Here is a 20,202-nt window from a genome sequence, read left to right as displayed (position 1 = left end):
GATGATCAGAAATTTCTCACGCTAATTGTATTATTTTTACACGAAATAAACTGTTTTCCCTATTATGTAGAGTAAATTAAGTTTTTGGGATTTCTGGCACATCATTTGAAAGACAAAAGAAATTTTCCCTTGTACTTGTGCAAACAGCGTTGACATCATTTGGTAATCCTCTTGCTTGAACAAATTCTTATCCAGAATAATCTTCAACACAAAAATAAATTAATAACTTGATTTATAAAGATAATTTATAATTATTCATATTGAGCAAGCGTCTCAAATATCATAGGACTATCTCATTTCAAATCTCTATACATTAAAATCACTCACAATCATCTTCTCACGCATAACAGGCAAAATTGACGTATCGATAAAATTCACTTGAAGAAAGGAATAAAAACTCTTCTTCTGAACGCTCTGAAATACCAAAGATTATCGCAACATTGGGAGCTAAAATAGTATAGGGGGGGACCCCTTTCACCTTGAAAACGTAAAAATGGGAAGCATAATAGTTTTATACACTTCATAGAGGCTTTAGACCATTCACGAACATTATTATAAAATGGATGTGACACACCTTGAGAGAAATCTCTTTAAAATAAACATGTGAATTAACAATATAAGTGCATTCTATTTTACATAAGGAACATAACTTTAATCAAGATAAGGTAACATAAGGTGTTGAAACCGTCATAGCGCACAATAAAATCAGGCCATTTTAAATGTTTAATGGTAACATCTGCTAAACAACAGAATAAAAATTCAATTTTGAAAAGATTAAACCATACGCTACAGGTCTATTGAAACTCCGATTGTACGATCGACTATCTTCTCGCTAAAATTTAATCACTATAAATATAAAAACCTTAAAACCCGCTCTAAATGCGTGAAAGTTTCTAGATCTTGCTGTATTAAATATTGAAACTCCTCATGGCTACTCATCTGAAACGCCAATAATTCCATAAAGCAGTTCCATAAAAAGGATAATGACGTTGTAATATCCGAAAAAAATTTACCACATCACCTGAAAGATCATTGATAATTCCATCAGAAAGCATCAATTTCTATTTAGAAAACCCTATCCATACCGACAAAAAACTCTGTAAATGTTAGATATCTTCAATAATTTTGATAACGATTTTGGCTCATCCTGTTTTGCCACCAATATAAGAAACAGCAAATATAGTGGGATCAGCCAGCTTTAATATTGGTCTTTCCCTCTATCCTTTTTTCTATCAAATCCTGATTTTACAATTCCTTTCTCTCTCTTTTTTTATACTCAAAATTGCCTCTGAAACAGGATAGATTAATCGTAAAAAATATATAAAAGAAACAAATTATAACATTTTTTTCTCATCCTTCTTAATACAAAATAACTGTTAAGCTACAATGCGCTAACACTTATAGTCATAAGTCCAAAACAGCATATAATGACGAAACAAATTCATAGAGTGAAGATTTTTCACTATCAATTGTTGTATTAATCTTTCCATAATGCATAAAAATGATGAAGCGGCCCTCGCCCTTTCCCTACTTTTAAAGCATTTGAAGCAGTTAAAGCGCCATGCAAATAATCTTTTGCTTGTTTAACAGCGCAATCCAAAGGTTGGGTAGGTAACAGAGCTGCAATGGCAGCAGAAATGGTACACCCTGTCCCATGATCATGAGTGGTTGAAAGACGAGAGGCTTCAAGTATAACAAGGTTTTCACAATCACAATAAAGATCTGGACTAGAACAATCGTAATTTTCTGTACTATTTCTGGTAAGCGTATTCAAATGTCCCCCTTTTAACAAAACTGCACGACACCCTAGCGCCAAGAGTCGTGGAGCATATTGATACATAGTCTCTAAAGACCATTGCACTTCACATCCCAATAACAATGCAGCTTCAGGCAAATTTGGCGTGATCAAAGTTGACATCGGCACAAGAACATCACGCATAATTTCAATTGCATCAGACTTTAAAAGAACATCACCACTTTTTGCAACCATAACCGGATCAAAAACAATAAAACGCGCTTTATGATAAGCAAGACGTTCTGCAATAACCTGTGCAATCTGAGCATTTGCAACCATACCAATTTTAACGGCATCAACATGGATATCCTCAAAAACAGAATCAATTTGATCTGCAACAAAAGAAGCATCTAATGCCTGAAAAGAACGCACACCCTGAGTATTTTGTGCAACAACAGCTGTAACCACACTCATACCATAAGTTTTCATAGCTGAAAAAACCTTCAAATCCGCCTGCATTCCAGCGCCACCAGAAGGATCTGTTCCCGCAATAGATAAAATCCGTGGAATAAAAAGTTTATCTTTTTGTAATTCCATTAACCTCTTTCCTTCTGTTTTTAAATATCGGAAAATGAGTTACCGAAAAAATAGATGCTTGAAAAAATATAAAGAAGATGTTTTCTCATGTGAATTATATTATATATGAAGTCTTCTTATAGATATAAAATGGAAAATGTAGTGCTTATCCTTCGTTCTATTCTTTTTACGTTCGCTTTTTATACAACAACTTTCATACAAATGATTCTTTACGCTCCCGTTTATTTTTTAATGCCCCGCAAAAAGGCATGGATTGTCCCTAAAACATGGGCACGCGTTACACTCTTTTTGCAAAAATACATCGCAGGCACAAGTTATGAGATTGAAGGTTTAGAAAATCTTCCCAAAGGACCCTACATCATTGCTCCAAAGCATCAATCGGCTTGGGAAACTTTCAGTCTTGTTCCCTATTTTGATGATCCCACTCTCATTTTAAAACGTGAATTGATGTGGATTCCATTGTTTGGCTGGTATATGGCAAAAACGCAAATTATCCCCATTAACCGCACCACACCCATCAAAGCCTTAAAAATGATTATACAAAAAGCAAAAGAGAAAGTAAAACAAGGGCGCCAAATCTTGATTTTTCCCGAAGGAACACGCCGACAACCCGGTCAAGAACCAGATTATAAGTCAGGAATTGTCGCGCTCTATAATGAATTAGGACTTCAAGTTGTTCCTATTGCACATAATGCGGGTTTATATTGGCCACGCAATAATTTTCGCCGCTATCCTGGAACAATTCGTGTCCGTATTCTTCCCCCGATAGAGGCTGGTTTAAGCAAACGTGATTTTCTAGATCAACTTGTCCAAAAAACTGAAAAAGCGTGTGATGAACTGCTTCTCTTAGCAGCTCAAGATCCTACCCCTCCTCCTATGCCACCATACGCTGTTCAGAAACTTCAAAAACTAAATCATCATGAAACAATGCACTGATTGATAAGAATAATGCATCACTTTGTATATTGAGCGGAGTATAGGGAACAAAAATATAAGAAAGATACTTCAAACTTTCTAATTCAAAATTATAAAACACATGTACATGATAAGAAATAATCAATGTGTAAATTTTTTTGAAAAAGAATTCTTCCTCTCTTTAAAATCATTTAAATAACATACATCTCATTGATTTATAAGGATATTTTAGCGTTATTCAACTTGAATGAGAACCCTAATACCGTAAGATTTTCTCATTTCAAATCTACTCTAGGTTGAATCAATTAGAATTATTTTCTTGCACATTACAAACGGGGATACCTCGTGTGAATAAAACGATACAAGAAAAGATTAAAATACTTTTTACGAACCATCTCAAATACCAAGGGCTGTCCTAATAGGAAAGCAAGAAAAATGTATGATTATGCAGATTCGTTCCTTCCTGAGAAACATCAATCCCCCAAGAATCTGAAATCTTGTACAATCTTCATTATTTAAAAAGTATTTCTTGAGATACTTAAGTCATCAAACCAAATTCAAGGGGAAAATAAAAATGAGTGTTGTTTTTTATCCCACATACACAACGGATACAGCAATTAACCATCTTTCCTCCCTATCCTAGACTTAAAAGCTTTGTGTGCTACATTAAAACAATTCTAAATAACGAATAAGAGGGAACTAGATTTAAATTAATGCAACGTCTCTTCTATAATTTATTTTTTTCTGTGATTTTGAGTTTATCCAGCGCTGTTGCTCTAGCGCAGCCTTTTATTTCTGTTGATGTTACAACGAAGCGTATCTTAAAACATAATCAAGCTTTTGAGCGTTGGTATCCTGCTTCCTTGACAAAATTAATGACTGCTTATGTTATTTTTCGTGCCATGAGCCGAGGGGAAGTTTCACCAAACAAACATATCACCATCAGCGAATACGCCGCAAAAGCTCCCTCATATCGTTCAGGCTATAAAGCTGGTTCTGTACTCACACTTGATACAGCCTTAAGTATTACCATGGTTAAATCTACCAATGATTTAGCCATTGCCATGAGTGAAGCTATTGCGGGTTCACAGAAAGATTTTGTACGTAAAATGAATAGCGAAGCTAAACGTTTAGGCATGTTTGGCACCCATTTTGCGAACGCAAGTGGTTTACCAGATCCTCAAAACTACTCCACGGCACGCGATATTGCTCTTTTAGCCGTTCAAATACGTCGAGAATTTCCACAATATGCTCATTATTTTTCTATTCCAGCCATTGATTTTGGTAATAATCGAAAAATCCAACATAACTCAAACAACCTCATTGGCCGTTTTTATGGGATAGACGGTATGAAAACAGGCTTTATTTGTGCCTCTGGTTTTAATCTTGTTGCCTCAGCCACCCGCAATAAACGTACAATTATTGCTGTCATTCTAGGGGCTAACAACATAAGTGAAAGAGAAGAAAAAGCTGCACAACTTCTTGAAACAGGATTTTTGCACCAAGGAAACCCCCAATTAACACTAGCAACATTAAAACCTTATGGGAGCAACATAACACAAGCCAACAATATGAGACAACAAACATGCACACCTGAAGCCATAAAAATGCATGCAAATTCATATGATGATCAAGGAAATATTATTCTCACCTCACCTTTTATCACTGCTCCACCTTCTTTTTCTCATCCTTTATTAGTACATCTCATTCGTACGCCACAAACACCTAAAATGACAGTAAAACCACTAAGAAAACCCTATATTCCGTATAAAAGGCACGCAAACCATTCTATAAAAAACCATAAATCATAATCTAAAATTAATTATAATACTTTGATTTATAATGATAATTAATTATTTTGTACCTTATGTCAGACCCACAAGTATTGTAAGATTCTCTCATTTCAAATCTGTATTTGTTGAATCAATAAAAACCAGTTCCTTGCCGCCACAAGGTGGATGAACATGTAGATAAAATAATTAAAACAAAGAATAAAAATTCTTCCTATAAGTCCTTTCAAGAACTAAGAATTATCGTAACATTGACGCTAAAAAGTGTATAATATACCCACGTGCACCTACCTTTATAAGCGTAAAGATAGTGGTACAATGGATTTCATGGGGGATTAACCATTATATCCCTCACGGACACCATTATAAATTGGTTAGACATACTGAGATATATTTTTTAAAAACAAAACTATGATTGATGATTAACATGAAAATAAAGCGCATCCCCCTCACGCTTATTACAGGTTTTTTAGGCTCTGGCAAAACAACTTTGCTCAACCGTATGCTACAAGACCCTCTTTTAACAGAATGTGCTGTTATCATCAATGAATTCGGCGAAATCAGTATTGACCACCTTCTGGTTGAAAAAACGACAGAAGGAATTATTGAGCTTGCCAATGGCTGCTTATGCTGCAATTTACGCAGTGATCTCATCGACACATTAATTGATTTAATAAATCGCGTTCAGACAGGACAGATCAAACAACTCCATCATATTATAATTGAAACCACAGGGATAGCTGATCCCGCCCCTATTTTACAAATACTTTTAAGCCACCCGTTGTTTATTCAAACATTGTCCATAAATGCTGTTCTTGCAACATTTGATACATTAAGCCCGCTTTCCATATGTGAGCGCTATCCTGAAATATATAAACAATTAATATTTGCTGATAAAATCATTCTCACCAAAACAGATCTTAGAGACCCACAAACGCTTTCAGATACACTCCTTAGCACACTTAAAACAATGAATCCTACAGCACAAATCATTGACGCCCATTCTGAAGATTTCTGTTCAAATCTATTAATAAATAACACATTATGGGATGAAAAAGTAGAAAATACAAAACTTAAACAAAATCTTACGACTACCCCGCATGATCATACCCCCCATAAAACCATTCGTACCTTTTCACTAAACTGTGAGGGTCCTGTTGATTACGGCACAATTGAAGCCTTTTTAGATCTCCTACAAGAGCGTTATGGTACAAAATTATTACGTATTAAAGCAATTATCGCATTGCGTGATGACCCTTATCGCCCACTCGTATTACATGGCGTACAAACATTTTTTCACCCTCCCATAAGATTGCCAGCATGGCCAAAAGGAATAAAACAAACACGTTTCGTCATCATTGCCGATGGTGTTGAAAAAGAAGCTATACAAAAACTCCTCAATGCTTTTTTTAATAAACCAGCAATAGATACTGCAGACAAAACAGCTCTCTTAGAAAATCCTCTGGTCATTCCAGGAATAAAATTTTAATTTTTTCTCCCATTCAATGATATAGCATTAAATTCATTGACACCACCATCTTTATGTTTTTAAAGGAGCAAACCGGCACATCATTACACACTTTGCTAATTCCCAATGTTGAAACAAAAAGCTTTTGGCACTTGAAACGGTTTGTAAAAAGCATTTTAGTCTTTCTTGTACAATTTTACCCACGCGGCTATCCCTGCTTGTAACGTGCAAGCAAATGGTTTTAATTGATTCAACATGCAACAGCTTTGAAATGTGGAATCTTTCGGTATTCAGGGTTCTAATTCAAGTTGAATAACACTAAATTATCTTTATAATCAATATGTTATAAATTTATAAAAAACTTTCATAAATATTTCTATTCAAGTTTATTAACATAATGGAATAAAAAATAAGAAAATACACATTTTTAACAATGCTTTCTGCACAATAATGCCTCTCATAAAATTATTCGTACCTTTTCACTGAGCGGCAAAATCCCCATAGACTACCACAATTGAAACTTTTTAGCTCTCTTACAAAATCACATGCCGGAAAATGACTATCTATTAAAACACTCCAGCGCTAACATATTACCCTTATCTGTAAAATCGTCGCCCTCACACAAAATAGAATACCATTGTATCACGAATTCACGCACTCGTTTAAAAACACCGTCTCTCAATACGCATTATTCCTATTTCAAGACGCTACCCATAAATAATATAATACAAAATTCTCCATGAAATGTATAAGGCCCATTCTCCATCTTTACTCTATAAATATGTAAACTGATCGCCTCATACTTTTGCCAGTTAAAAATGTTTTGAAAAAACTTGGCACTTTAGAGTACTCATGAGAACTATCTGTACTCCTTTCTTTAAAAATTTTATTCACATGCCAATCCAATTTTATGGCGTGCAAAAAATGGTTTCGATTGATTCACCATAAACAAATTTTAAGATAAAAGGATCTTATGATATTTAGTCCCTAATTCAAACTGAAAAATTATAAACTATCATTATAAATCAAATTGTTATGATAAAAATTTTCAATATCCATCAATCTGTAAACAGATTGTTTTCTCTCTAAATGCGCTTCATCTGCAAACCACTTCATGTGATTCATTTCACAGACAGATTGGCCAAATTCTTGGTTCTAAAATATTCTGCTCAACTCTATATTTATTCAAGCTAATTGAAATCAAAATCCCTGTTAAGAAAAAAACCAAAATCAGACAGAGGCAATATCGCATTTTAAAATATGTGAATGTATCTTATATAACAGCACGACAAGACAATATTTTACAGCATAAAAGAATAAAACTCTTTGAAAGAAATAAAAAGAGAGGTACATTTCATGTTAACTTACTCTTCACTAAAAACGAAGATTGACACCAGTGCCGATGTGCAAACAATCCAACTTCTTTGAGAAAATTCCTCTTGGCTTCCCACTTCATCTGATTTACTTACATAAGGCTCTATGAAAAAACTCTGCGCTTTAAAATATTGACTACTCACTTAAACACCTTATGTGCAAAGTTTTTGCATATCCTGTATCGCCATTATTAAGTGATAGTGTTACAGTGCAATAGAATACAATAACACTCACGGCATTCGAGAAACTGAAGTTTTATCAATATCGCGATTAAAAACGTAACGTTTTCCATAAACCTCAACAGTTGGAGGTTGACGATTTTTTTCAAAAAAATCATAACCTTTCTTAAGCATAACCCAGAATTGATAATGAGGATCCTTGCTATGACGTGACATATTATCCTCGGTCATGCGGAAAGGAAAAGCCTGTAACTGAAACTCTCTTTGTCCTCCTTTAAAAGCATCCCGTGCAAACGCATAAATCTGAGCCATGTTCTTATCACTCATAGAATAACAACCTGCGGAAAAGCAAGAACCATGCACCATAAGATTGCTTCCTGTGCGACCATTTTCTTGATCATAAAGGTTAGGAAATCCTATATTAAAAGAAAGATAATATTTTGAATAAGGATTCATTTGGTTTGCGCTAATAGTATAAAAACCCTCTGGTGTCTGAAGATCCCCTTCTTTATATTTAGGTCCAAGCTTACCAGACCATTTGCAAATACCATAGCGAGCAACCAAGATAAAAGGTCCTGAACGAGATTGTTTCCAAACTTCAGCAAGATTTTCTTCCTTGAAAAATCGCATTACAATTGGTGCATAAGGATCAATATCGTACAAAGCCATTCTATTCTGGATTTCTTGCGGCAACGGCTGCTCAACCTTAGCACGAATAGAAGCTGGTAATCTTCCTTCACATGCTGTCAATATTCCCATTACAAACAACATGCACACAGCGAGGAATCTGCTAAATGTCATCGAATAAAACTCCAATCAATCCCCTCACAAAAAATGACCTATGTTAGAGATCGACCAATTTGAAGGTATTTTTCTCTTCGCTCTTGTTTAAGAACTTCACCATCTTTTCCAGCCATAGCTTTTAAAGCCTCTGAAATAACATCACCCGTTGCATCAATGGCAATCTCTTTGCCACGATGTGCTCCCCCTAAAGGTTCCGAAATAATGCCATCAATAATCTTTAAGCGATACAAATCTTGAGCGGTAATACGCATATTCATTGCAGCATCTTTCGCACGAGCTGGATCACGCCATAAAATAGAAGCTGCTCCTTCTGGTGAAATAACAGAATAAATTGCGTGCTCCAACATATAAACTTTATTGGCAGCCGCGATTGCTATCGCCCCTCCAGAACCGCCTTCTCCAATAACAACGGAAACTACAGGAACTTTCAAACGCAAAGTTGTAGCTGTTGATTGGGCAATTGCTTCTGCCTGCCCCCGTTCTTCAGCACTCACACCAGGATAAGCGCCTGCCGTATCAACAAAAGTGAGAAGTGGCAAACCAAAACGATCAGCCATTTCCATAATACGTACAGCTTTACGATAGCCTTCTGGACGTGCAGAACCAAAATTATAGCGCAAACGTGTTTGCGTGTCATAACCTTTCTCTTGACCGATATAAGCAACGGCCTCACCTTTAAAGCGTGCAAACCCCGCTTGAATAGCCTCATCTTCAGCAAACTTGCGATCTCCGGCCAAAGGCGTAACGTCACTCAATAGGCGTTTAGAATAGTCCATAAAATGGGGACGATTAGGATGACGAGCGACTTGCGTTTTTTGCCACGGCGATAATTTTTTATAAATATCGCGCAAGGCTGTTTGGGAACGCGTTTCAAGGCGAGCAATCTCATCGCTCATATCAAGACTGCCTTTTTCCTGAGAAATTTTTTTTAATTCAAGAATTTTCCCATCAAGATCAGCAACTGGTTTTTCAAAATCAAGATAATTATACATTTGTGTCAACTCATTCAGTGTCACTTATACACTTATAATTTGCTTTATAAAGTCTTTTTCAAAAACATCACCTTTTCTTTAACGAGCCTTTTGCTCATCGGCAAGTGGATGATGCTCATTGACTAAACGATAAAGTCCCTCTTCCAACACATGGGTATAAATCTGAGTAGTAGCAATATCAGAGTGACCTAACAAATGTTGAACGGCACGCAAATCAGCACCATTTTGCAAAAGATGACTAGCAAAAGCATGACGCAACACATGGGGAGAAAAGCTATCACTTTCTATTCCTGCTCTTCTAGCGAGATTTTTCAACTCCCGCGCAACGACTTGACGAGCAATATATCCTGTCTCGGAATGCGCGGGAAAAAGATAAGAACTCGTAGCACCCTTTCCCTGATCACGCAAGTTTAACCACTGTGAAAGAACTTGGCATGCTTTTTTTGATAACAGCACCATTCGTTCTTTTTTGCCCTTACCACGAACCAAAACGCTGTACTCCTTCCTTCGAACAGACTGAACCGGCAGACTCACCAACTCACTGATGCGTAATCCCGTTGCATACAGCATTTCAATCAATAGCTGAAGACGCAGTGCACGGAAATACTCTTTGGACCCATAATCTGCTTGATTGACTTCTAACTGTGCCAAATCAAGCAATTTTATCACTGCATCTTCACTCATGATTTTGGGCAAAGGACGCCCCTGACGAGGTGCATCAATATCATGAGAGGGATCATCTGCTCTCAACCCTTCAGCATAAAGAAATTGATAAAACTGACGCAAAGTCGATAAACGGCGCGCTTGCGATGATGCCGCAAAACCAAAAGTATGCATAAGCGACAAAAGGGTAATTAAATCTTCTTTTTGTGCTGAAAAAAGCGAAACAGAGTGTGAAGACAATTCGTCTTGTGCCCACTGCAAATCATGCTGATAAGCCGCAAGTGTATGAGGTGAAGCCCCTCTCTCCGCGCTCATCATCTCAAGAAAATGATCTATCACAGCACCACTTTTCATTTCATTGATTCACTTCCGTAGAAAGATTCCATGAATCCAAGGGAACATCAATGTACATATCCACAGTTACTGGTTCAACCCAAACCACAAGAGCACCCATTATAATGAAAAAAACAGAAAACAAAATGAAAAGAATCATCAAAAATCTAGTCAATGTTGGCATAAGACAATAACCTACCCAAAAATATTCTATCTCGTATAATGCCTCACAAAGATTAACAGGAATTGACTTTAAGATGGATAAATGCCGAAATAAAGTTATGAAAAGCAATCGACCAAAACGAATCCCCATAACACAAATAAAGAATCAGCTCTTATCGTCCCTTGATAAAAGAGCACTTGTCCTTGTTGGCCTTATGGGGGCAGGCAAATCAGTGATCGGAAAACGCGTCGCCACCATGCTTCGTTTACCCTTTTATGATTCTGACCAAGAAATTGAAAAAGCTGCACAAATGACAATCACGGAACTCTTTGAAATTTATGGTGAATCCGAATTTCGTGCTCTTGAACAGCGTGTTATTCTAAACCTCATGAAAAAAAGTCCCCTTATTTTAGCAACAGGTGGTGGTGCCTACATAAATGAAAATATCCGAAAAGCCATTCACAAAAATGGTATATCTATATGGCTAAAAGTCGATCTTGATATCCTCATGCAACGTGTCTCAAAGCACCCGACACGTCCCCTGCTTCAAACAGCCAATCCTAAAGAAACCATGCAAAAACTCATGGAACAGCGTTATCCTATCTATGAAAAGGCAAACTTAACAATTAACAGTCATAAAGAAAGCCGTCATACCGTAGCACAAAATGTTATACGATCCGTACAGCACTACCTATACACAGAAATTAACAATAAGGATAACCAGCATGCAAACCAAAACCGTCACTGTTAAACTGGACAAACACTGTTACGATATCATCATTGGTCCGGGTCTGATTACACAAGCTGCTTCACAGATTAAACATGCTCTTAACAAAAAAGATCCTTATCCAACGCGCTTTGCACTTGTTACAGATACAAATGTTGCTTCCCTTCATTTGGAGATATTGCAAGCAGAATTAACAAAAAATAAAATTCATACTGTCCCTATTATTGTAGAAGCGGGAGAACAATCAAAATCATTTTCAACCCTGCAAGTTGTCATCGATCAAATTCTTGCTGCGCGTTTAGAAAGAGGCGACTGTGTTATTGCTTTTGGCGGTGGTGTCATTGGCGATCTAGCAGGATTTGCGGCAAGTATAATCCGCCGTGGTATGAACTTCATTCAAATACCCACAACGCTTCTTGCACAAATTGATTCCTCTGTTGGTGGAAAAACGGGCATCAACAGCCGATATGGCAAAAATCTTATTGGTGCTTTTTTTCAACCGCAATGCGTTATTGCTGACACCTGTGTCCTTGATACCCTATCACTGCGTGAATTTCGTGCTGGTTACGCGGAAATGGTCAAATATGGACTCATTAACCAACCTGATTTTTTTGAATGGCTTGAAAAAAATGGACAAGAAGTCTTTTCTAATGGCCCTATGCGAACAGAAGCCATTGTCCGCTCATGCCAATTTAAAGCTGCCATTGTAGCACGTGACGAACACGAAACAGGAGAGCGCGCACTCTTAAATCTTGGCCATACATTTGGACACATGCTTGAAACAGCAACCGCTTATGACTCAAAGCGTTTAATTCACGGTGAAGCTGTAGCAATTGGAATGATTCTAGCGCATCAATTTTCTGCTCAATTAAATTTAATAAGCCCCACGCTTACACAACGCATTGAAGCACACCTTAAAGCAATAGGATTACCTACACAATTAAAGGATATCCCAGGGTGTCTACCAGATGCTGAAACTTTAATGACTCTCATTGCCCAAGATAAAAAAGTTTTACAAAATAATTTGACCTTCATCTTAACGCGCGGACTTGGCCAATCATTTATTGCAAAAAATGTTTCACCAGATGCAGTTTTATCCTTTTTGGAACAAAAATTAACAGAAATTCGTTAATTCATATTGAATATAATTGATTCGTTTTTATACTTCTATTAAAGATTAAATATGATGATGTCTGCGTAGCTCAGTAGGATAGAGCACAGGATTCCTAAAGAAATTGGGCATTTTGAGGAGAAATCCTCAAAGTGAATCTGCTCAAATTCGGGGAAAGCTTCATGGGCGACTATATGCCAATCCCGAGCCAAGTCTCTCTTCAAATGAGAGAAAGGTGTAGAGACTGAACGGGCAGCACCTAAAGAGCAAAAGCTTCAAGGTGAAGAGACAGTCCAGACCACAAACAGCCGATAAGGCTGGCGGTGAAAATCGAAGTGGTATGAATCCTGGGGTCGCAGGTTCGAATCCTGCCGTAGACACCATCGTATCAGTCAAATTATTCTTTGTGCACAATATTAGGAATATAGGGAAGCATCATGAAAAAAACTTTGCACATTTTAGGATTTTTCACCGCTTTAAGTTTATCACTCTTCAGCTCAAACAATAGCTTAGCTGGTTCTTTAATCATTGAAGTACCAGACAATCCAGAGCCCAAAACAGAGATCATTACCTATCAGTGTGATACTGAAACAGGTAAAGAGCGCGTTGAGGCAGTCTATCTTAATGCTGACAATATTTCGTTGGTTGATTTCAAATGGAACGGTGATCGTGTCATTGCTGCTAATGTCATCGCTGCGACAGGAGCAAAATTTGCAGGAGCTCAGTATATCTGGTGGGAGAAGAACAAAGAAGTCACGCTTTATGACCTTGCTCAGGATCCAGAAGAAAAAAAACCTATCCTCTGTAAAGATGAGTCAACATTATTATTTTAAATAACACGGGAAATATTATGAAAAAAATTTCTTTTACTAAACAATTTTTCATTACTTTAAGTGTGTTCCTCCTCGGTTCAATTAATGCATTAGCAAGTTCTTTAGTCATTAAAGTACCAGATGACCCAGAACCAACAACAGAGACCGTCTCCTATCAATGCGATATGGGAACAAGCAAAGAGCATGTTGAAGCAACTTATCATAATGCTGGCAATATTGCGCTTGTTGATTTAAAATGGAACGGTAAGCGCATCGTTGGTTCTAATGTAATGACCGCTTCTGGAGGAAAATATGTGGGTGGTCAATACATTTGGTGGATAACTAAAAATGAAGCCATATTTTACGATCTTATTAATGATCCAAAAGAAGAAAAGCCCATCCACTGTGTAGAAGAAAAAAGCACAGAATAAGGAAGGTTCTTACATTTCAAGAACCGCGCTGGCTCTCATCTCTTGATGTTCCTTCTGATGTGGGTAACTTTTCCTCCGTCTGGTGTAATAAAAGAGCCAGCGGTTTTTCTGACTGTTCTTCTGAATGATGTCGATAAGCTGCTGTATGTGAAAGCAACATAGAAGCTATCGGCGCTGTTAAAAACAAAAAAAACATCAGCAACGCTTCATGAAAAACAAAATAATGGTCCACAAATATTGAATAAAGAAATGAAGAAATAAGAATACTACCAACGCCCCAACTCGTACATACTGAAAGCATATGCAAACGCTTATAAAAATTGGAAAAACGCACCAAACCTATTGTTGCGATCAATGTCAGTCCCGACCCTAATATTAAGAAAATCGTGATAGCAATAGCAACCACAAGCGATACATCATCTTTCATTCAATAATCTCCCCTCGCATGAGAAATTTCGCCAAAGCAATACTCGAGACAGGACCCAACAACCCAATAATGAGAGCTGCGACAAAATAAATGGTTGTTCCAGAACGAATATCGAATGTAAGAAACAAAAGAATAGTGGTTATATAAAGGGCATCCAAACCAACAATTCTATCCTGTGCCCGTGGACCACGAATCAACCGAAACAGCGCGAAAATCACCGCTAAACTTAAAAAAAACTGTGAAAAGAAAAGCCCCCAATAAAGAATCACCATACTCATAAAAAAATCTCCAAAAGCAATTGCTCATACCGTTGTTTGATCAACTGTTTGTAATCATATCCATTTTTTAAATTTAAGACATGAAGCAAAAGTTCACCCTTTTTACTATTATAGGCAACCCAAGCAGTTCCAGGGGTTGCCGAAAGGATGCACGCTAAAATAGCCAAAGCAGTGCGATTATGAAGCAGAAGAGGTACTACAATAAAACCAGACTTCTGCTCTCGAGACCTTTTTGTTAAAACAAACCAAGCCACCGAAACATTTGAGAATATAGAATCTATAAATACTCGAAAAACGAGACGAAAAACCGCACTCCAGCTTTTAATAACAGCCTTCTCTGGCTCCAGAAGCCGTATCATCCAACCACAAAACAAAGCGGTTAAAATCCCTAAAAGCAATTGCCCTAAACTAAAACCATTTAAAATAAGCCACATAAGGACAATGCCACCACTGAAAAAAGGGGAAGTATAAAAACGATTCATTTACTCATCTCCCTATTTTCGAGAGAAAAATCCGTTAAAACGCTCCCAATATAGTTTTGAGGTTCATACAAAGTCTTAGCGGTTTCAGACATATAATGACTAACAGGACTGGCTACAATTGTTATAAGAAAACACAAGGCAAGAAGAACGGCAATAGGTGCAAATTCTATCACCTGCACACGGGGAACGCGACCTTCAAGAGAAATCCAAAAAGTTCGGATACCCGTTCGTGTCAGTGCAATCAAAGCTGCAAAGCCAGAGAGGGTGACAAAAACTACAAAAAGCCAATCTTGGTAAACCGGAAGAGAGGCAAAAAAATCCTCTCTACTATGGTTTAAAATTGCCATGAACATCATAAGTTTAGCAACAAAACCAGAAAAAGGTGGCAATCCAATAATCAAAATGGCACAGATACCAAAACAAGCCCCAAGAATTGCCAAGGTTACAGGAAAATATGTGCCAACTTCATCTTCTTCCTCCTCTTCATCGTCGCCATAAACCTCCATTGTGACAGCAAGAACATTAGCAGCCACATCTTGACAGCGCTCAACCAACTCTACCAAAAGAAAAAAAGCTCCCAGTGCTAAAGTTGAAGAAACAATATAAAAAAGTGCACCTGCTGTCAGTGCTGCATTGCCGATGCCGATCGCGGCCAACAATGTACCAGAAGAGACAAGGACACTATAAGCTGCCAAACGCACCAAAACTTGACTCGCCAATACCCCAATAAAACCAACAATCATAGTGGCAAGCCCACCATAAAACAAAACCGTATGACCAAAATGGTTAAAATATTCACTTTCAGGACTAAACCATAGCAACGTTAAACGTAAAATAATATAAATACCCACCTTGCTCAAAAGTGCAAAAGAAGCTCCAACGGGTGCTGCTACTGCACTGTAAGTTGGCACCAACCAAAAATTAAGCGGCCACATACCCGCTTTAAGCAAAAAAGCAATACCTAAAAGTGCAACACCTATTTCGAACAAAACAATATCTGTAGAAGATATATATTTTATTTTAACAGCCAAATCGGCCATATTAAGAGTACCAACGACTCCATAAATGAGCGCTATACCCACTAAAAAAAATAATGAAGCAACAAGATTAACCACGACATAATGCAACCCTGCGCGCACGCGTGTCTGACCAGAACCATGCAAAGCAAGCCCATAGGAAGCCGTTAACATAACTTCAAAAAACACAAATAAATTAAATAAATCGCCGGTCAAAAAAGCACCATTTATTCCCACCATAAAAAATTGCATTAGTGACTGAAAATGAGAACCAGCTTTGTACCAATGAGCCCGCGCAAAAACCAACACGCTAGTCACCAACAAGCTGGAAAGTAAAAGCATCATAGCGCTTAAGCGATCAAGGACTAAAACAATTCCAAAAGAAGACGGCCAATTACCAAGTCGATAAACATCACAAGCCGGTGCTATTTCAAGAGTACGTATAATCAATAAAATGGCAGTAACGACCAACAGTCCCGCAGAAGAAAGACTGATGAATGATTTAAGTTTTGCACGACGTTCATCATAAAAAAGAAGAAGTGCTCCAGTGATTAACGGCAAAAGAATAGGCAAAATAAGGAGATGATGCACCCCTACTTCCATTATTGCACCTCACGTCCATCAACGTGATCAGAACCCGTTAAACCACGTGAAACCAACAAGATAACTAAAAATAAAGCTGTTGTTGCAAAACCAATCACAATCGCAGTTAACACCAAGGCTTGTGGGAGAGGATCGACATAATTAGCTGGATTAATAACAGTGGTAGGATCAACAATTGGAGCAGCATTACTACGCGGTCTACTCATTGAAAATATAAAAAGATTAACACCATAGGAGATCAAGGACAAACCAAGAATGACTTGAAAAGTACGTGGACGCAAAACAAGCCAAATACCTGATCCGACAAAAACACCAATACCCAAAGAAAGAACAATTTCCATTAATTTTCCTTCTCTTTTAAAATAGGTTTCTTACCGATTCGGTAACTCCGAATTGACTGGTGTGCAAGTGCAATTAAAATGAGAACAGTTGCTCCCAACACAAGAGAAAGTACACCAAAATCAAACAAAAAAGCAGATGTCATGGGAACTTTCCCAATTAACGGAAGATGAATATATCGAAAAAAGGATGTTAAAAAAGGATATCCAAAAAACCAAGAGCCCATCCCCGTTACAACTGACAACAATAAGCCAAAGCCTATCCAACGCAAAGGTAAAACTCTCAAATGCGTTTCCACCCACCGAATATCGCGTGCAAGATATTGTAAAATAAACCCTATCGCCAAAGTAATACCACCGACAAATCCACCTCCTGGCAGATCATGCCCTCGCATGAATAAATAAATAGCAAAAGCAATAATAATCGGAAAGAGCCAACCCATAATAACAGCAGGAACAGCTAAATAATTTAATACTGTATCTCCCACATTTCGATTAGGCTGTGCTATATCAAAGGCTTTCTGGATACGTTGTTGAAAAGGCGCATCAATACTCTCAGGCGCAGGACGAAAACGTCGTAAGAGGGCAAAAACAGTAAGGGAAACAACACCCAAAACCACAATTTCTCCCATGGTATCAAAACCACGGAAATCAACCAACAACACATTCACAACATTGCGACCACCAGCATCTGAGTAAGCATGCGTTAGAAAAAAATCAGAAATCGTTGTACCTTGAGGACGTGTCATCACTGCAAAAGAAAGCCATGCTACACCAGCACCTCCTACAAGGGATATGATGAAATCACGGAAACGACGCAAACGAATCCAAAAATGAACAGCAGCTGGCCCAGGATCATGCAAACGTTTAGGCAACCACCGTAAACCAAGCAATAATAAAACGACTGTAACAACCTCAACAACCAATTGTGTTATTGCTAAATCAGGAGCAGAAAGCCATAAAAAGGTTGCACAAGTCATCAAACCAGCTCCCCCTAAAAGCATAAGTGAAGCAAGACGATGAAACTTTGCTCGCCAAGCAACTAAAAGCGCACATAATCCGCCAACCAGCCAAAGAGCGAGAAAAGGAATATCAAGTGGAAAAAGCGGTAATGTCCCCACTGGAATGAAACCATCGCACCAAAGTAAAAGACCAACAAATGCAAAACAGACCCAAAAAATCCAATGCAACTGGATCTGCAAACGGCGTGTTGACAAAGCAGATTCCACCGCACGGGCCCATTTCCAAGAAATAATTACGAGAATGCGTTCAAAAATACGCGGTCCTTTTAAGTGACGGAAAAAAGGAGCCCCATCATCACAGGATAAAAAATAACGATGCCCGACAGCATAGAGCAATCCGCCCCCTAATAATGCAACAAAACTCATCACTAATGGAGTGTTAAACCCATGCCAAACAGCCAAACTATAAGGAATTGTCATTGGTCCTAAAACAGACACGACCGCATTATCTAAAATAGGTCCTATTGTTAAATTAGGGAAAATACCAACCGCTAAACAAATAAACACCAAAAGCTCCATTGGTAAACGCATAAAATGCGGTGGTTCATGGGGAGTCTTGGGTAAATTGTCAGGCTTTGGTCCTAAAAAAACACCATGAATAAAGCGTATAGAATAAGTCACACTAAACAGACTAGCTAGCGTTGCCACATAAGGCGCAATCCAATCGAGCCATGATTCCATATGCGTTTCAACAGCTTCAGCAAAAAACATCTCTTTCGATAAAAAACCATTCAACAAAGGAACCCCAGCCATCGCTGCACTCGCAACTAAAGCAAGAGTTGCTGTAATAGGCATAGAACGATAAAGCCCTGACAGTTTACGCATATCACGTGTTCCTGTCTCATGATCAATAATGCCAGCAGCCATAAATAAAGAGGCCTTAAAAGTAGCATGATTGGCCATATGAAAGATCGCCGCAACACATGCAAGTGGACTACCAAGACTTAAAAGCGTTGTAATTAATCCAAGATGACTAATAGTCGAGTAAGCAAGCAGTCCTTTTAAGTCTTGCTGAAACATGGAAAAATAGGCACCTAGCAGCAATGTCGAGAGTCCTGAAAAGCCAACCAGCCAAAACCAAGATTCTGTTCCAGAGAGCACAGGCCATAAACGAACAAGCAAAAACAATCCCGCTTTTACCATTGTTGCCGAATGCAAATAAGCCGATACGGGGGTTGGAGCAGCCATCGCGTTGGGTAGCCAAAAATGAAAGGGAAATTGCGCGCTTTTTGTTAACCCTCCCAATAAAATACAAATAAGGATAGGACTATAAAGAGAACTTGACCGGATCATATCTCCAGACTGTAGCACCTTATCCAAATCAAAACTGCCAACAGTATACCCAATCAATAAAACTCCAATAAAAAGGGCAAAGCCGCCAAAACCTGTGATCGTTAGAGCCATACGCGCACCCTCACGCGCACTTGCATTATGGTACCAATAGCCGATCAACAAAAAAGAAAAAATACTGGTGAGTTCCCAGAAAACAACCAAAAAGACGAGATTACCTGATAAAACTATTCCTATCATTGATCCCATAAAAGCCAAAAAAAAGGAAAAAAAACGAGGTACAGAATCCGCTGGATCCATGTAATAACGTGAATAAATGACAACAAGCAGCCCAATCCCTGTAATGAGCAAGCAAAAAAGCCACGATAAACCATCTATACGAAGAATCAAATCGCTTCCCCATTCTGGAAGCCAAGAAATATCTAAACGCACTATGTGGTTTCCGCGAACTTCCGGATAAAGCATTATTGTAAAAATAAGACAGAAAAGCGCGACAATCCCAGCAAACCAGGCTTCATTATTTTTTGCTGTCGAACGAAAAAAGCCAATGACAGCACTTCCACCAAAGGGAAGCAAAACGAGCAATACCAACATTGCTTCCCGTGTTGTCATTCTTTAAACTCCATTTTGCCTTAATATTTTGTCATCGACA

The 20,202-nt window shown here is 37.9% G+C and carries 17 protein-coding genes; 7 read left to right on the top strand and 10 right to left on the bottom strand.

Annotated features, from left to right (window positions below; all coding sequences use genetic code 11):
• Positions 1-1,477 precede the first annotated feature (1,477 nt).
• Entirely contained in the window at positions 1,478-2,332 is an 855-nt protein-coding gene (thiD, locus tag ACFILA_RS00910) for a bifunctional hydroxymethylpyrimidine kinase/phosphomethylpyrimidine kinase (protein WP_375659808.1), read from the bottom strand.
• 129 nt (positions 2,333-2,461) lie between these two features.
• On the opposite strand from thiD, the gene ACFILA_RS00905 reads away from it, so the two are divergent.
• From ACFILA_RS00905 to ACFILA_RS00895, 3 genes are all read left to right on the top strand, one after another.
• A complete protein-coding gene (locus tag ACFILA_RS00905; RefSeq protein WP_273790137.1) occupies positions 2,462-3,268 on the top strand; it encodes a 1-acyl-sn-glycerol-3-phosphate acyltransferase in 807 nt (268 codons plus the stop codon).
• Between the two features lie 692 nt (positions 3,269-3,960).
• Positions 3,961-5,058 carry a D-alanyl-D-alanine carboxypeptidase family protein gene (locus ACFILA_RS00900; RefSeq protein ID WP_375660492.1) on the top strand — a complete coding sequence of 366 codons (1,098 nt, stop codon included), beginning with the start codon at positions 3,961-3,963 and terminating at the stop codon, positions 5,056-5,058.
• Positions 5,059-5,464: 406 nt separating this feature from the next.
• The gene (locus ACFILA_RS00895) at positions 5,465-6,526 is read left to right on the top strand and encodes a CobW family GTP-binding protein (RefSeq protein WP_375654299.1); all 1,062 of its coding nucleotides are present in this window, start codon (positions 5,465-5,467) and stop codon (positions 6,524-6,526) included.
• Positions 6,527-8,109: 1,583 nt separating this feature from the next.
• Here ACFILA_RS00895 and ACFILA_RS00890 read toward each other — a convergent pair.
• From ACFILA_RS00890 to ACFILA_RS00880, 3 genes are all read right to left on the bottom strand, one after another.
• Positions 8,110-8,859: a murein L,D-transpeptidase family protein gene (locus tag ACFILA_RS00890; protein ID WP_273790140.1), complete on the bottom strand. Its 750-nt coding sequence runs from the start codon at positions 8,857-8,859 to the stop codon at positions 8,110-8,112.
• Positions 8,860-8,897: 38 nt separating this feature from the next.
• Complete coding sequence (locus tag ACFILA_RS00885; RefSeq protein ID WP_375630737.1) at positions 8,898-9,854, bottom strand: acetyl-CoA carboxylase carboxyltransferase subunit alpha; 957 nt, start codon at positions 9,852-9,854, stop codon at positions 8,898-8,900.
• Between the two features lie 78 nt (positions 9,855-9,932).
• A complete protein-coding gene (locus tag ACFILA_RS00880) occupies positions 9,933-10,871 on the bottom strand; it encodes a site-specific tyrosine recombinase XerD (protein ID WP_273790142.1) in 939 nt (312 codons plus the stop codon).
• Positions 10,872-11,131: 260 nt separating this feature from the next.
• Between ACFILA_RS00880 and ACFILA_RS00875 the strand changes: the two genes are divergently transcribed.
• From ACFILA_RS00875 to ACFILA_RS00860, 4 genes are all read left to right on the top strand, one after another.
• On the top strand, positions 11,132-11,764 hold the full coding sequence (locus ACFILA_RS00875; protein WP_375660507.1) for a shikimate kinase: 633 nt from the start codon (positions 11,132-11,134) through the stop codon (positions 11,762-11,764).
• On the top strand, positions 11,739-12,872 hold the full coding sequence (gene aroB, locus ACFILA_RS00870) for a 3-dehydroquinate synthase (protein WP_375660491.1): 1,134 nt from the start codon (positions 11,739-11,741) through the stop codon (positions 12,870-12,872). Before ACFILA_RS00875 ends, aroB begins: the two co-directional genes overlap by 26 nt.
• Positions 12,873-13,288: 416 nt before the next feature.
• On the top strand, positions 13,289-13,684 hold the full coding sequence (locus tag ACFILA_RS00865; RefSeq protein WP_273790144.1) for an MliC family protein: 396 nt from the start codon (positions 13,289-13,291) through the stop codon (positions 13,682-13,684).
• A 17-nt stretch (positions 13,685-13,701) separates the two neighbouring features.
• Entirely contained in the window at positions 13,702-14,094 is a 393-nt protein-coding gene (locus tag ACFILA_RS00860; RefSeq protein ID WP_375660490.1) for an MliC family protein, read from the top strand.
• A 16-nt stretch (positions 14,095-14,110) separates the two neighbouring features.
• Here ACFILA_RS00860 and mnhG read toward each other — a convergent pair whose 3' ends face one another.
• The 6 genes from mnhG to ACFILA_RS00830 are packed head-to-tail and all read right to left on the bottom strand — an operon-like array spanning position 14,111 to position 20,162.
• Entirely contained in the window at positions 14,111-14,521 is a 411-nt protein-coding gene (mnhG, locus tag ACFILA_RS00855) for a monovalent cation/H(+) antiporter subunit G (protein WP_273790146.1), read from the bottom strand.
• Complete coding sequence (locus ACFILA_RS00850; RefSeq protein ID WP_273790147.1) at positions 14,518-14,799, bottom strand: K+/H+ antiporter subunit F; 282 nt, start codon at positions 14,797-14,799, stop codon at positions 14,518-14,520. The genes mnhG and ACFILA_RS00850 overlap by 4 nt, the downstream gene beginning before the upstream one ends.
• The gene (locus ACFILA_RS00845; RefSeq protein ID WP_273790148.1) at positions 14,796-15,281 is read right to left on the bottom strand and encodes a Na+/H+ antiporter subunit E; all 486 of its coding nucleotides are present in this window, start codon (positions 15,279-15,281) and stop codon (positions 14,796-14,798) included. The genes ACFILA_RS00850 and ACFILA_RS00845 overlap by 4 nt, the downstream gene beginning before the upstream one ends.
• Positions 15,278-16,900 (bottom strand): monovalent cation/H+ antiporter subunit D, encoded by a 1,623-nt coding sequence (locus ACFILA_RS00840; protein ID WP_273790149.1) that lies wholly within the window; start codon positions 16,898-16,900, stop codon positions 15,278-15,280. The genes ACFILA_RS00845 and ACFILA_RS00840 overlap by 4 nt, the downstream gene beginning before the upstream one ends.
• Positions 16,900-17,241 (bottom strand): Na+/H+ antiporter subunit C, encoded by a 342-nt coding sequence (locus ACFILA_RS00835; RefSeq protein WP_273790150.1) that lies wholly within the window; start codon positions 17,239-17,241, stop codon positions 16,900-16,902. The genes ACFILA_RS00840 and ACFILA_RS00835 overlap by 1 nt, the downstream gene beginning before the upstream one ends.
• Positions 17,241-20,162 carry a monovalent cation/H+ antiporter subunit A gene (locus ACFILA_RS00830; RefSeq protein WP_273790151.1) on the bottom strand — a complete coding sequence of 974 codons (2,922 nt, stop codon included), beginning with the start codon at positions 20,160-20,162 and terminating at the stop codon, positions 17,241-17,243. Before ACFILA_RS00830 ends, ACFILA_RS00835 begins: the two co-directional genes overlap by 1 nt.
• Between the last annotated feature and the right edge of the window lie 40 nt (positions 20,163-20,202).

Origin of the sequence: Bartonella sp. CL71SXKL (genome assembly GCF_042194935.1) — a bacterium.
Lineage (GTDB): Bacteria > Pseudomonadota > Alphaproteobacteria > Rhizobiales > Rhizobiaceae > Bartonella.
The sequence above is the reverse complement of the archived record's forward strand: the minus strand, read 5'-3'. Positions and strand labels throughout refer to the sequence as shown.